This window comes from Arthrobacter sp. TJ-238 (assembly GCF_058269215.1).
In genome coordinates this window covers 186,959-200,881 of record NZ_JBZCNH010000004.1, presented here as the reverse complement: position 1 = coordinate 200,881, position 13,923 = coordinate 186,959, and the positions used below count along the sequence as shown (strand labels likewise).

The window sequence follows — 13,923 nt, the reverse complement described above, 5'->3', positions numbered from 1 at the left end:
TCGACCTCCCGGGTGCGACACCGGGGTGTGGCGCAGCTTGGTAGCGCGCGTCGTTCGGGACGACGAGGCCGCAGGTTCAAATCCTGTCACCCCGACCTTGCAGGACGAGAGAGGCCCGCCGGCACCAGCCGGCGGGCCTCTCTCGTGTCCTCAGGACCAGTGCTCGCGGACGAAGGGCCGCTCGGACGATCCTGCCGTGCCCCGCCGGGCCCGTGTCAGCAGCGCGAGCGCTTCCGGGGAGTCGACCTCGACCAGCGCGCAGGCACCGATCGTCCCGCGCCACCTCCGGGCGAACGCTTCCGCGTCGGCGCGCCGGCGTCCGAGGAGGGACGGCACCGGCAGCACCACCTCCCGGGGCGTGAGCAGATGGGCCACCCACAGGCCGAGCTGCAGGAGGGGCTGCCGACGAACGGACGCCGGCTCACCGCGCCCGATCCGGAGGAGGAACCTCGGTGTGCGGACGGGCCCGAACAGCTCGGCGAGCGCCGTCGCGACCACCCGGCGTTCGGTGGCCGAGCCGCCGACCACCTCCATCTCGAACCGCAGCACCAGTTCGCCGCTCTTCTCGGGCGTGACCCGGATGTCCCCGTCGCCGAAGGCCGGCACGTGCCCGGCGTCGTGGAGCGCGTCCGCGGTCACGCGGACCACCCGACGGTACGCTTCGGCAGTGCCGAAGGCCTGCCGCGCGGCGAGGCCGAACTGCCGGCACAGCGGCCAGGCCAGCCAGCCGGCAAGGCCGAGCGTGAGCGCCGTGCCGGCGAGGCCTGCCGCCACGTGGGACTGCCAGAGCTCGAGGAGCAGCCCTCCGAACCGGTACAGGACGACGACCAGCGTGGCCAGGATCCCGGCGAGGATCAGCTGGAGCGTCCATCCGGTCCGGAAGGCCCTCGGACGGGCCCGGGGCAGGACGGCTGACGCTCCCTCACGGTCGGCGTAGGGCTCCCCGATCCGCCACGCCCGGTAGCTGTCCGCACGCGACGGCAGGGCTTCCGCGGTGCTCCCGTTGATGCCGTCCACGCTCTGCCGGCGGTCCTTGCCCTCGAGGGCGCGCAGCCGGGCCGCCTGCTCGTCGCTGAGCGCGATCGAGGGCCCGCGCACCACCTGGGTGGAGTCCTCACGCCGCAGACCCCACACGCGATCGTGCTTGCGGGTCATCCGGCGGACGTCGGGCGCGGACACCAGGCCGATCCTCGCGGGGATCACGGCCGTGACCACCCAGTTGTGGGCCACCTTCTCCGGCCAGGCCGGGTCCAGGCGGAGGGTGCGCCCGCGGAGCTGCTGCGTGGAGGACGACGTGGCGACGGCGGTCAGGTCGATGAGCGTGTTGACCGCCGGGCAGTCCCACCCCTCCCCGAGCAGCCCGCGGGTGCCGACCACCACCCGCACCTGCCCCCGGGTGAGCAGGGCGGACACCGCACCGACGACGGCGGCGGAGCCCCGGCCCGCCGCGTCGAGTTCGAGGACCCCCGGCGACCCGTCGACCGGGGTGGCGGTGACGTCGGCGTCGAGGGCTTCCGACAGCGCCGGCACGAGGATGCCGGCGTCGGCCGCGGCGATCCGGAGATGCTGTGCGGTGACGAGGACGGGGCGCAGGCCGGCGAGGGTCGTGTCGGCCACGACGGAGTCGAACACGCGGAGCGCTCCTGCCGCCGGCCCGACGGCACCGCGCTTGTTCCCGTGCACGGCGAAGTCGGTCACCACGACGGCGCGCACGAGCCCGCCGGTGGGCTGCTGGAGCTCGAGGCGCAGGATGTCGCCCACCGCGGCGTCCTTCGCCGCGGACGACGCGAGGAGGGTGTCGACGGGGTCCCGTCCCCGCCGCATGCCGCGGTCCGTCAGCGTGTAGCCGAAATCGGCGACCGTCCGCCTGATCCGGTCCCACTGGTCGGTCCGCGCGGTGTCGGGCAGCACCCGGTCGAGCGCGTAACGGGCGAGCAGGCGCACGCTCTGCTCGGTCTCCGGGGGTGCGTGGAGGTCGTCGAGCAGCAACGCTTCGAGGGGATGCTCCGGCGCGAGGGAGAGCAGCATCCGGGCCGCCGATTCCGCGAGCGCGAAGTCGTCGGCGAAGGCGCGGGCGAGGCGCTGCTCGGCACGCCCGTCGCCGCCATCGGCCGTCCCGATCGACGGCTGGAGCAGCGCCGCGAGGTGGGCGACGCCGTCGTGCCCGGCCAGGAGGTCGCGGACGAGGTCGGCGAGGCGCCGCTCGTGCTCGCGCAGGAACGTCAGCTCGTCCTCGAGCGGCTCCACGAACCAGACATGGTCGCGGTAGGGGGCGAGGTTGCCCTCCTTGACGACGGCCGGGGTCGGCACCTCGTAGTCCACCTCGCCGAGCAGCGCCTCGTAGGTGTCGTAGGCCCTCCCGTCCTCGGGGGACGGCAGCGTGGCCGTCAGGCCGATCAGCAGGGGCGTGCGCCCGGCAGCACGGATGCGGGAGGCCAGGTAGGCGGCGACCAGTGCCCAGTGGTCCAGGAGGTGGTGGCACTCGTCGAGGATGATCGTCCCGACGCCGTGCGCGACGAGCCGGTCCACGAGCTCGAGGGCGTTGGGATGCAGCGCCGTCGCCAGCACGTCCGCGTCCTCCTGCGCCAGGTGCCGCCGGAGCCTGCGGGAGCGGCGCTGGATCCCGTCACGGAACGCGCGCGGGTTGGCCGTGCGCAGGTCCTCGATCCAGCGCCCGGCAGCTGCCTCGCTGCGCCCTCCGGTGACGAGCTCCCGGGCCCACTCGGCCATGGCGAGATCGGTGAGCGGGTTCCCTCCCTCGACCACGCTGAGCATCTGGTAGGTCAGGGCGGTCAGGTCGCCGAGCCGGTGCGGGTCCTCGGACACGGCTCCTGCCGCGCCCTCGAGGCCCTCGGCGGTGCGGGCCCACTGGGAGCGGATCGTGGCCGTCGGCGCGAGGGCGACGGCGCGGGCACCGTGGCGCGCGGCCAGCAGCAGGCCGAGCAGAGTCTTGCCCGAGCCCGGCGGGGCGACGATGTGCAGGGGTTCACCGGCGACGACGGGCACGCGCTCGAGGACGTCGGCCTGGTAGGTCCGCAACCGTCCGGCGAACCGCCAGGACGCGAGCGGAGTGGTGCGGACCGCGGACCCGGGACGATCGGCGTCGGCGAGCCGCCGGGCGAGGCGGCGGGCGAGGCCGGCGAAGTCGTCCTGCGCGGGCTCCGCCGCACCGGGATCGAAGAGGGTGGCCCACGCCCGCCAGGCCTCCGCGAGTGCCCGGGGGTCGTCGAGCAGCAGGGTGCCGGACCGGGTGATGACGAACTCCTCGAACCGCTGCACCGCGCTCCTCCCCCAGCCGTCGCACGCCCCGTGCGCACAGACGTGCCCGCCGTCGGATGAGGCGTGGCAGCCCTATGCTAGTCGGCCCAGCAGAGGGTGCCGGCGTCAGGCGAAGGTGCGGCCCGTGAGGCGCTCGTACGCCTCGATGTAGCGGGCACGCGTCCGCTCGACGACGTCGTCGGGCAGTGCCGGCGGCTCGGAGTGCCGGTCCCAGCCGGAGGCGTCAGAGGTCAGCCAGTCGCGCACGAACTGCTTGTCGAACGAGGGCTGCGCCTGCCCCGGCGCGTACAGCGCGGCGTCCCAGAACCGCGAGGAGTCGGGCGTGAGGACCTCGTCGCCGAGCGTGATGCGGCCCGTCGCGGGATCGAGCCCGAACTCCACCTTGGTGTCCGCGAGGATGATCCCGCGCTCCCTGGCGATGGCCTCGGCCCGCGTGTAGATGTCGAGGGTGAGGGCGCGCAGCTGGGCCGCGGCGTCGTCGCCCACGGCCATCACGACGGCGTCGTAGGAGATGTTCTCGTCGTGCTCGCCCACCTCGGCCTTGGCCGACGGCGTGAAGAGCGCGGGATCCAGGCGGGAGCCGTCCACGAGCCCTTCTGGCAACGGCAGCGAACAGACCGTCCGCGAGGCCCTGTACTCCAGCAGCCCGCTGCCCGTGAGGTAGCCGCGGGCGATGCACTCGATCGGGTACATGATGAGCTTCCGGCAGATCATCGCCCTGCCCTCGACCGCCGCCGGCACCCCGCCGGCCACATCGGCGGCGACCACGTGGTTCGGGATGCCGGGGAGCCGCTCGAACCACCAGAGGCTGAGCTGCGTCAGGACGCGCCCCTTGTCGGGGATCTCCGTGGCGAGCACGTGGTCGTAGGCGCTGATGCGATCGCTCGCGACCACCAGGACGACGTCGTCGGGTCCGTCCTCGGGCTCGTACAGGTCGCGGACCTTGCCGGAGTAGACGTGCCGCCAGCCCGGCAGCTCAGGGTGCGGAGGGGCGAAGCCGCTCACGCCGGCGCTCCCGCGGGACCGCTGACGGCGACCCCGGCCCGCGCCGCCTCGAGTGCGATGTCCGTGCGGGACTGCCCGCCCTCGAGTTCGATGCGCGAGAGTCCCTCGTACGCCGTGGCCCGCGCGTCCTCGAGGGAGTCGCCGAGCCCGACGACGGCGAGCACCCGCCCCCCGGCGCTGACCACCCTGCCGTCGTCGAGCCTCGTGCCCGCATGCAGCACGTGCGCTCCGTCCACGCGCGCGGCCTTCTTCAGGCCCCGGACACGCCGGCCGGTCGCGGGGGTGTCGGGATAGTTCTCGGACGCGAGGACGACGGCGACGGCGGCCTGCGGCGACCACATGAGCGGGTCGATCTGGTCGAGCGTGCCCTTGGCGGCCGCGAGCAGCACCCCGCCGAGCGGCGTCGTGAGGCGGGCGAGGACGGCCTGCGTCTCGGGATCGCCGAAGCGCGCGTTGAACTCGATGACGCGCAGACCCCGCGAGGTGAGGGCGAGGCCTACGTAGAGGACCCCGGCGAAGGGCGTCCCGCGGTGCGCCATCTCGTCGATGACGGGCTGCGCCACGCGGGTGAGCACCTCCTCGACGAGCGTCGCCGGGACCCACTCGAGCGGCGAGTAGGCACCCATGCCGCCGGTGTTGGGCCCCTGGTCGCCGTCGTGGATGCGCTTGAAGTCCTGTGCGGGGGCGAGCGGCACCACGGTGCGCCCGTCGGAGAGCACGAACAGTGAGACCTCGGGGCCGTCGAGGTATTCCTCGACGACCACGGTGCCGCCGGCGCTGAAGCACGCCGAGGCATGGGCGCGGGCGGCCTCGAGGTCGTCGGTCACCACGACGCCCTTGCCCGCGGCGAGGCCGTCGTCCTTCACCACGTAGGGGGCACCGAAGGTGCACAGCGCCTCGCTCGCCTCCTCGTCGGTCGCTGCGACGCGGGCCATCGCGGTGGGCACCCCGGCGGCGGCCATGACCTGCTTCGCGAAGGCCTTGGACGCCTCGAGCTGCGCGGCGGCCCTCGTGGGACCGAAGACGGGGATGCCGGCATCGATCAGGGCGTCGGCGACGCCGGCGGCAAGCGGTGCCTCCGGGCCGATGACCACGAGGTCGGCGCCGAGCGTGCGCGCGAGGCCGGTGACGGCCGCCGGATCGTTCGCATCGATGTCGTGGGTGGGGACGTCCTCGGCGATCCCCGCATTACCGGGAGCCGCGTGCACCTCCCGGACGAACGGGTCGGCCAGCAGGGCGCGGACGAGGGCGTGTTCGCGGCCGCCGGGGCCCAGTACGAGAACCTTCACAGTAGGAAAGCGTACTGGAGGGCACACCGCAGCACGCCCGGGGATCCACTGTTACGGCGGCCCCTGTACCCATACCCCCTCCACCGCTCTCCGAATACTTTCCATGAGCAACCTCACCGAGCGCCGCCGCGGTACGTCCCTCCTCGCCGCCCTGGCCGGGATCCTCGCCGCGGGCGTGGTGCTCGGGATCGCGGAGCTCACGGGCGCCTTCTTCCGCGCCAGCGCCACCCCGGTCATCGCGATGGGCTCCACCTTCATCGACTTCACCCCGCCCTGGATGAAGGACTTCGCGATCGAGACGTTCGGCACCAACGACAAGCTGGCCCTGCTGGTCGGCATGGGCATCACCATCACTCTCCTGGCGGCCGTGCTCGGCATCGTGGCGTTCCGGAGATGGGCCCTCGGCGTGGCGGGCGTGGTCCTCATGGGTGCCATCATCCTGGCCTGCGTCCTGACCCGTGCCGGAGCCTCCCTGCCCGACGCCGTCCCGACCGTGGTCGGCACCGCCGCAGGCCTGCTCGCCCTCCGATGGCTCATCGCACGTCTGCGCCACGCCGCCGCCGCACCCTCCGCACCCTCCGCACCCTCCGCTGTTCCCGCAGCGTCCCGGCGTGACCGGTCCGGGGACCTCTCCGACGAGCACGCCTCGATCACCGGGTCCCGCGCGGACGACATCGACCCCTCCCGGGCAGGATCGGCGGCGACGGCCGTCGCGACCGCTGCCGCCCCTCCTGCGACCGTGCGTGCCACCTCGCGCCGCGGGTTCTTCGCCGCGGCCGGCGTCACCGCCGTCGTCGCAGCAGCGGCCGCGGGTGGCGGACGCCTCCTCGCGGCAACCCGCACCAACATCGCCGCCGTGCGGGAGGGCCTGCAGTTCCCCGCCCCGGCCAGCCCGGCAGCCGCCCTCCCCGCGGGAGTGCAGTCCCCCGTCGAGGGCGTGACGCCGTTCATCACCCCGAACGGCGACTTCTACCGCATCGACACCGCGCTCAGCGTCCCGCAGCTCACCACCGAGGACTGGGCACTGCGCGTGCACGGCATGGTCGAGGAGGAGTTCGAACTCTCGTTCCAGGACCTCCTCGACGCCGAGCTGATCGAACGTCACCTCACCCTCACCTGCGTGTCCAATCCGGTGGGCGGATTCCTCGCCGGCAACGCGAAGTGGCTCGGCTACCCGCTCCGCGAGGTCCTGGCGCGGGCGAGGCCCCTCGACGGGGCCGACATGGTCCTGTCCACGAGCTCCGACGGCTTCAGCGCCTCCACGCCCCTGCCCGTCCTGCAGGACGACCGAGACGCCATCCTCGCCATCGCCATGAACGGCGAACCGCTGCCGGTGGAACACGGGTTCCCCGTCCGCATGGTGGTGCCCGGCCTGTACGGCTACGTGTCCGCAACCAAGTGGGTGGTGGACCTCGAAGTGACCCGCTTCGCGGACAGGACGGCGTACTGGACGGACCGCGGCTGGTCCGAGAAGGGCCCCATCAAGACCATGGCCCGCGTCGAGGTCCCGAAGCCCTTCGCCTCGCTCGACAGCGGCTCCGTGATGATCGGCGGTGTCGCCTGGTCGCAGCAGCGCGGCATCACGAAGGTCGAGGTCTCGGTTGACGGCGGCGACTGGGAGGACGTGACCCTCGCGGCTGAGGCGTCCGTGGACACCTGGCGCCAGTGGTCGCACGAGCTCACCCTCGAGTCCGGCCTGCACACCGTCCGGGCCCGGGCCACGGACCGCGTCGACGGGCTCCAGACCGAGGAGCGCGCGGACACCGTCCCGGACGGCGCGTCGGGCTGGCAGACGGTGCAGTTCACGGTCGAGTAGGCCTCCAGGGCCCGGAGCGACACCCCGAGGCCTGCGCCCACCGGATGTCCGTTCCCTCCGGTGGGCGCAGCCGGGAGGTGGAAGTGCCTCCTCGCGCCCGGCGCCCGCCGCCCCTACTGACCGGACTCGACGGCGAGGACCTCGTCCCGGTCACCGGAGGCATTGTGGTGATGGAGGAAGAGTGCCCGGCTGGTGGTGTCCCCGGCCGTCCGATGGACGCGCAGTGACGATCCATCGGTGACGATGAAGCTGGTGTCGGAGGCGTTGCCTTCGAACCACAGTGCCGGCTGCGTGATGCTGAACGGGATCCAGTCCGTCACGTCCACCGGGACCGCCGCACCCGACTCGTCGACGCTGAACGCGCTCGACGTGCTCACGCGGTAGGAGATGGTGCCGCCCGCCGGCGCCGCGGGATCGAGGCCCAGCGCCGCCACCGGGAGCGGCAGGGTCACCACGTTCGTGTCGAGCAGGTTCGTGTCGACATTGCCGGCCACGTTGTTGGCCGCACTGCCACCGACGGCGACGGCGCCGACCGATCCGTCGTCGCCCACCGGGTACACGTTGAACAGGACCAGGTCGACGTCCGCCGCGCGGCCGGTCCGCGCGAGGAACTCCGGCTCGCCGTTGTTGTCCGTGTCGATCTCGACGACGATCTGGGGTGCGCTCGAGAGGGTGTTCCAGTTGGCCCACGTGCTGATCCCGAAGGACACGGTGCCGTCGAGGGGAGTGCCGCCGGCCGCCACCACGCCGGGGACGGTCGACGACGCACCCACGGACTTCAGGTCGAGGGAGTACAGCGACTCGAGCGGCAGCGACTCCTGGCGGGCGCTCTCGGCGCCGAGGACGAACGGGGAGGCGACCGATGCGTACAGCGAGTCGACGCCGCCCTGCAGCAGGCCGCGGCCCGTGAACACGAGGTCGGTCTCGAGGTCGGCCGGGGTGTCGAAGGCGAGAACCGTGCCGGCGCTGAGGTCGGCTGTCGGCTTCGGCGCTGCATGGACAGGGACCCGGAGCGTCGACGCGGTGTCGCTGGTGAACTGCACGCGTCCCGAGGCGTCCGCGATGTACTGGCGCGGGAGGCCGAGCTGCACCCGCTCGGCGGCCGGATCGAGGGTCTTGGCCAGTTGCGTCGGATCGGTGATGGTCAGGACGACGTCGAACGTCGCCGAGCCGTCGGCCGGGACATCCGCCGTGGCGGTGCCGTTACCGGTGGCGGTGACCGAGATGTCGACGCCCGGCATGGTGGTGGCCGCGAGGTACTGGGCCGTGTAGCGCACCGGGGCGTCGGAACGGTTCTCGACGGTGATCTGCCGGGTCAGCGCGAGAGGGTCGGCGCCGACCTCGAGGACGCCGAAGACCACAGTGGTCAGCGCGGGGTCCTCGGAGGCGTAGGCGAGCGACGTCGAGTTCAGGGCGTCGAGTGCGTCCACGCGCCCGGACCCGGTGCGGTTCGGGGCGTGGACGACGCCGCCGGCGGTGAGGAGGTCGTGCGTCGCCGTGTTCATGATGACGCTCTTGACCTGCGAGGGGTCGTAGCCCGTGGCGGCCAGGACGAGCGCGGCGATGCCGGCGACGTTCGGTGCGGCCATGGAGGTGCCCGTCTTCACGGACGGCAGGTTCCCCGTGCCCACCTGTACCGAGCCGATGGACGTGCCGGGTGCTGCGACGTCGGGCTTGACCACGCCGTTGGAGCCGTGGACCCCGCGTGACGAACTGGCGCTCAGGGTGTCGAGCGCGTCCGATGCCCCGATCGAGGTGCCCTGGAGTCCGGCCGCGAGACGGATCCGGAGCGTGCCCGCGGTGGCGGCGGGGCGGAGCCTGTCGGAGGACGCCGCATTGAGCTGCACGCCCGGGATCCCCGCGTTGCCGGCGATACCGGCGACGAAGACCGATCGGGGCGAGTCGAGGACGACGCCTGCGGCACCGGCGGCCTGTGCGTTGTCGAACCGGACGCGCGAGCCGCAGGGCATCGCCCCGTTCTCCTCCCACTGCAGCCAGACCCACTTGCCCGCGAGGGATCCCGGGTCGAAGGGTGTGCAGCCGAAGCTGTTGGCAGCGGGCGCTGCGACGACGTCGCCCGTCAGCTGCTCCTCGGTGGCCGTCGCGTAGCCGGCGAAGTCGGCGCTGTACTGGCCGGCTGCACGGCCGGCGACGTCGGTCGGGGCGAGGACGTCCACCCCGTCCAGGGTGACCTGGGACCCGATCGAGTTGGCGACGGTCAGGGCCGATCCCGCGCTGCCGGGCGTCCCGCCGTTGTCGAAGACGTCCCCGCCGTTGCCGGACGAGACGACGGACAGGATGCCCTGATCGGTCAGGCTGTTCACGATGTCGATCTCGGGGTCGTCGTACGCGGGGAAACTCGATCCGAGGGACATGTTGACGATGCCCGCGCGGTCCGAGAAGTCGCCGTCCTGGTTCGGGTCGAGGACGTAGTCCAGGGCGAGACCGACGAGTTCGCTCGATCCTTCGCACCCGAAGACGCGGAGACTGACGAGCCCTGCCTCCGGCGCGGTACCCGGACCGATGCGCATGGCGTTGACCTGCTCGGCGGTGAGGCTCGAGTAGTCGCCGCGGAACGTGGTGCCGTCGGCGTTGACGCCGTAGCCGGCGGCGGTGCCGGAGACGTGGGAGCCGTGACTCTCGCAGTCGAGGGGGTTGGTATCGGGAACCGGCACGGGGCTATAGGTCGGCGACGACGGATCCGCGTTGTAGGCGTCTCCCACGAGGTCGTAGCCGCCGATGAACTTCGCGCGATCGTAGAGGCCTGAGGAGTCGTCCGGAAGGGTGGTCGAGGCCTTCGCGGCGTTGAAGGCCTCGATCGTACCGGGGCCACCGAAGCCGGCGTGCGTGTAGTCCAGTCCGGTGTCGAGGACGGCGATGGTGACGCCCTTGCCGGTCTGGTCCCGCTGGACCCAGGACGCAAGGGCTTCGGTGTCGATGGCTCCGCCCTTGTTGTCCAGCGTCTTGGGGACGATCCCGGTGATCTTCCGGACGTCGGGCCGGGCGGCCAGTCCGCGGATCTGCGCCGCGTCACCGACGATGGCGACGCCGGGGATGGTGTCCGTGGTGGTGTAGAGGCGGGTTGCGCCGGCTGCCGCCGTGACCTGCGCCGCCCGCGCCTCGATGCCGGCCCGGATGCCCTGCACCTCGGCGACCTTCGGCACGGGCGCGGTGAGACCGGCACGCACGTCCGCCGGCTGGGTCTGCTCGAACGCTCCTGCGCCCTCGAACTGGACGAAGACGGAGACCGGCCCGCTCCGGGTCTGCAGGTCCTGCGAGATCTCGAGGTCCGGTCGGGCGAACGGGCCGAGGCCCTGCGCGGTCGGCGCCTCCTGCGGCACGCCCTCCACGGCCGGGGCGGCGGTCACCGTGCCCGCTGCCAGAACGATGCCGGTGAGCGTTGCGAGCGCTGCCGTTCCGGCCCGGCGGTTCCACTTGCTCATGCTGCTCTCCTCCGTGGGGATCGATCGTGCTGACCGGGCGGAGACCGGGACCCGGGGAAGCCCGCCGGTACCGCCGAGAGACCTATGGGTGATGTATCGAAGAAGGCGCTACCAGCCGCGACCAGACGTGTCCCGTGAGGGGCGAAGCGAAGTGTTCCTACTGTCGCGGCTGGGGGCGGGAGAGTCAACGGGTAGGGAATACTGGAGACATGCCCTCCACCTTCACTACGGCCGACGCCGTGGACTTCGCCGTCCTCGAACGCAACGGTTTCATCGAGTCCCGCCATGTGGGCGCCGCGGTCGTCCTGGCCGCCGACGGCACCGTCGTGACCGAACTCGGGGACATCACGAGCCCGGTCTTCCCGCGCTCCACCCTCAAGCCCTTCCAGGCGCTCGCGAGCATGAAGGCCGGCGTACCGCTGCGCGGCCCCCAGGTGGCGCTCGCCGCGGCGAGCCACGTGGCCAGTGATCGTCACATGGACGTGGTGCGCACCATGCTCGACGCCGCCGGCGTCACCGAGGACGACCTCCAGTGCCCCGCGGACTGGCCCCAGGACGAGGAGGCCCGCAACGGCCTCGTCCGCGACGGCAAGGGCAAGCAGCGCATCGCGTTCAACTGCTCGGGCAAGCACGCCGCCTTCCTCTGGGCGTGCACGGAGAACGGCTGGGACACGGCGACCTACCTCGAGCCCACGCACCCGCTGCAGCGGTCCGTGGCCTCGGTCATCGAGGAGTACACGGAGGAGACCGTGGCGGCCTGGGCCGTGGACGGCTGCGGCGCACCCGTGGCCGCCGTCTCGCTGACGGGCCTCGCGCGCGGTATCGGCAGGATCGCCAAGGCCCCCTCCGACAAGCACGCGGATGCGCGGGCCGCGACGATCGCGACCGCGATGCTCGACTACCCCTGGGCCGTGCACGGCGAAGGCAGGGAGAACTCGGTGGTCATGGAGGATCTCGGGGTCATCGCCAAGAGCGGGGCGGAGGGCGTCCTCGTCCTGGCCGCGCCCACCGGAGCGTCGCTGGCCCTCAAGGTCCTGGACGGCAATTCCCGTGCCGCGACCCTCGTGGGACTGACGCTCCTCGCCGCCTCCGGCGCGATCGACGCCGGGAAGGTGGGCGAGGTGCTCGCCAAGGTGGTCCCGCCGGTTCTCGGCGGCGGCCGCCCGGTCGGCAGCCTGCGGCTCGCCGCCCCCGTCATGGCGCTGCTCGACTAGGCCGGCAGGACCGTGGCACGGCGACGCATCACCGCTGAGGACGGCCACCGGGCCCTCGCGCAGGTGGCCGACGGTTCGGCGGCCCGGGCGGAGCTGGCCACCGCGGTGCGCTTCGCCCTCGAGGAGCTCGCCGAACTGGCGCCCGGCAACAGCGTGGAGGTCCGGGTACCGCCCTTCGGCGTGACCCAGTGCGTCGAGGGCCCCCGCCACACGCGGGGCACTCCGCCGAACGTCGTCGAGACGGACGCGGCCACCTGGCTCGCCCTGGTCACCGGCGGGACGGACTGGCCGGCGGCGGTCGCTGCCGGCAAGGTGGCGGCATCGGGACAGCGCGCCGACCTCAGCGCATGGCTCCCCCTCTTCGGGCGCCGCGCGTGAGCACCGACCGCTCGGTGGACCCGCGCCGACCGGCAGATCCGGGCGAACCGGCAGCGCCGAGGCGCGGCTCCGGGGCGACGGGCGCGGAGGACCGACTGCGGAGGCTCCGCGTGCGGACCTCGGCGGCGGTGCGCCGCCAGCCTCCCGCAGCGTGGCTGACCGGTCTCGCCGCGGCCGCCCTCTACACCGTCTTCTCCGTCACCCAGTGGAACCAGCTCGGTTCACCGTCCTGGGACCTCGGGATCTTCACGCAGCTCGCGAAGGCCTACGCCGGGTTCGGCGCCCCGATCGTGCCGATCAAGGGTGAGGGCTTCAATCTCCTCGGCGACCACTTCCATCCGTTGCTCGTCCTGCTGGCGCCCGCCTACGCGCTCGCGCCGTCGGGCCTGACCCTCCTGATCGTCCAGAACCTCCTCTTCGGACTGTCGGTGGCCGTGGTCGCGCGCGCGGGCATGCGGCTCATCGGGCCGAGGTCCGGTTTGGCCGTCGGGATCGCCTACGCCCTGTCCTGGGGTCTCCAGTCCGCGGTCGCCGCACAGTTCCACGAGATCGCCTTCGCCGTCCCGCTCCTCGCCCTGAGCCTGGAGGCCGTCCTGATGCGGCGCGTGCTGCCCGCCGTCGTGTGGGGCGGGCTGCTCGTCTTCGTCAAGGAGGACCTCGGACTGACCGTGATGGCACTGGGACTGGTGCTCGCCTGGCGGCTGCGGACGGTGGCCGGACTGTGGCTGACCGCCTGGGGTGCCCTGTGGCTGATCGTCTCCGTCCGCCTGGTTTTGCCCGCCCTCAACGCCGCCGGACAGTACGACTACTCGGACCGCATCGACGTGGGCGCGATGCTCGGCGATCCCGCGGGCGCCGTCGTCGGCCTCGTCTCCGGTGGCGCCAAGTACGAGACGCTGCTGCTGCTCCTGCTCGCCGGCGGGCTCCTGTTCCTCCGCTCCCCGCTCGGTCTCGTGCTCGCGCCGACGCTGCTGTGGCGGTTCGCGTCGAACGAGGAATGGTACTGGGGCCCCGAGTGGCACTACAGCGCGGTGCTCATGCCCGTGCTCTTCCTGGCCCTGGTGGACGGCGTCCGTCTCCTCCGGGCGAGTCCGCGCGCATGGATCCGGACCACGGCGCTCGTCGGCGTCCCCGCCGCCGTCGTCGCCTGCCTCCTGCTCCTGCCGGCCCAGAAGTTCGCGGTCCTCGCCGACCCGGCGACCTACCGGCCGTCCGAGCGGTGGGATGCCGCCCACCGCATGATGGAGCTCATCCCCGCCGGGTCCACGGTGGAGAGCGGGGTGGTGCTCATGGCGTACCTCGCCCCCGAGACGCGCGTGTACTGGCTGGGCAACACCAATCCGGCACCGGATTACCTGATCGTCGACGCCGACGACTGGAGCTGGGGCGCCGTCCGGCCGGGCGACGCCGAGGCGCACGCCGAGGCGCACTATCCAGGGTCCGACTACACACTCGTGTTCAGCGAGGCCGGCTACCAGCTCGTCCGGCTCGAACGCTGA

8 protein-coding genes and 1 tRNA gene are annotated in these 13,923 nt (G+C 72.7%); 5 read left to right on the top strand and 4 right to left on the bottom strand.

The window, feature by feature from the left end; translation table 11 throughout:
- The first annotated feature begins 21 nt into the window (after positions 1-21).
- Positions 22-95: transfer RNA gene (locus AC4D2O_RS09800), tRNA-Pro, on the top strand.
- Between the two features lie 55 nt (positions 96-150).
- On the opposite strand, the gene AC4D2O_RS09795 is transcribed toward AC4D2O_RS09800, so the two are convergent.
- From AC4D2O_RS09795 to purD, 3 genes are all read right to left on the bottom strand, one after another.
- Positions 151-3,279 (bottom strand): hypothetical protein, encoded by a 3,129-nt coding sequence (locus AC4D2O_RS09795; protein ID WP_490906789.1) that lies wholly within the window; start codon positions 3,277-3,279, stop codon positions 151-153.
- 105 nt (positions 3,280-3,384) lie between these two features.
- Positions 3,385-4,284: a phosphoribosylaminoimidazolesuccinocarboxamide synthase gene (locus AC4D2O_RS09790; RefSeq protein ID WP_490906788.1), complete on the bottom strand. Its 900-nt coding sequence runs from the start codon at positions 4,282-4,284 to the stop codon at positions 3,385-3,387.
- On the bottom strand, positions 4,281-5,573 hold the full coding sequence (gene purD, locus AC4D2O_RS09785) for a phosphoribosylamine--glycine ligase (protein WP_490906787.1): 1,293 nt from the start codon (positions 5,571-5,573) through the stop codon (positions 4,281-4,283). Before purD ends, AC4D2O_RS09790 begins: the two co-directional genes overlap by 4 nt.
- 103 nt (positions 5,574-5,676) lie before the next feature.
- On the opposite strand from purD, the gene AC4D2O_RS09780 reads away from it, so the two are divergent.
- Complete coding sequence (locus tag AC4D2O_RS09780) at positions 5,677-7,389, top strand: molybdopterin-dependent oxidoreductase (protein ID WP_490906786.1); 1,713 nt, start codon at positions 5,677-5,679, stop codon at positions 7,387-7,389.
- Between the two features lie 113 nt (positions 7,390-7,502).
- Here the strand turns inward: AC4D2O_RS09780 and AC4D2O_RS09775 are convergent, their stop codons facing one another.
- Positions 7,503-10,832, bottom strand: coding sequence for a S8 family serine peptidase (locus tag AC4D2O_RS09775; protein WP_490906784.1), 3,330 nt, complete (start codon positions 10,830-10,832; stop codon positions 7,503-7,505).
- A 209-nt stretch (positions 10,833-11,041) separates the two neighbouring features.
- On the opposite strand from AC4D2O_RS09775, the gene AC4D2O_RS09770 reads away from it, so the two are divergent.
- Genes AC4D2O_RS09770 through AC4D2O_RS09760 form a run of 3 tightly spaced genes read left to right on the top strand, consistent with a single transcriptional unit; the run spans position 11,042 to position 13,923 of the window.
- Positions 11,042-12,046 carry an asparaginase gene (locus AC4D2O_RS09770; protein WP_490906783.1) on the top strand — a complete coding sequence of 335 codons (1,005 nt, stop codon included), beginning with the start codon at positions 11,042-11,044 and terminating at the stop codon, positions 12,044-12,046.
- Between the two features lie 12 nt (positions 12,047-12,058).
- Positions 12,059-12,424: a sterol carrier family protein gene (locus AC4D2O_RS09765; RefSeq protein WP_490906781.1), complete on the top strand. Its 366-nt coding sequence runs from the start codon at positions 12,059-12,061 to the stop codon at positions 12,422-12,424.
- Entirely contained in the window at positions 12,421-13,923 is a 1,503-nt protein-coding gene (locus tag AC4D2O_RS09760) for a DUF2079 domain-containing protein (RefSeq protein WP_490906780.1), read from the top strand. The genes AC4D2O_RS09765 and AC4D2O_RS09760 overlap by 4 nt, the downstream gene beginning before the upstream one ends.

What these genes read in the sequence shown, in the direction of transcription:
- AC4D2O_RS09770 (WP_490906783.1), top strand. Translation starts at nt 11,042, where the DNA reads ATGCCCTCCACCTTCACTACGGCCGACGCCGTGGACTTCGCCGTCCTC.
- AC4D2O_RS09775 (WP_490906784.1), bottom strand. Translation starts at nt 10,832, where the DNA reads ATGAGCAAGTGGAACCGCCGGGCCGGAACGGCAGCGCTCGCAACGCTC.
- AC4D2O_RS09780 (WP_490906786.1), top strand. Translation starts at nt 5,677, where the DNA reads ATGAGCAACCTCACCGAGCGCCGCCGCGGTACGTCCCTCCTCGCCGCC.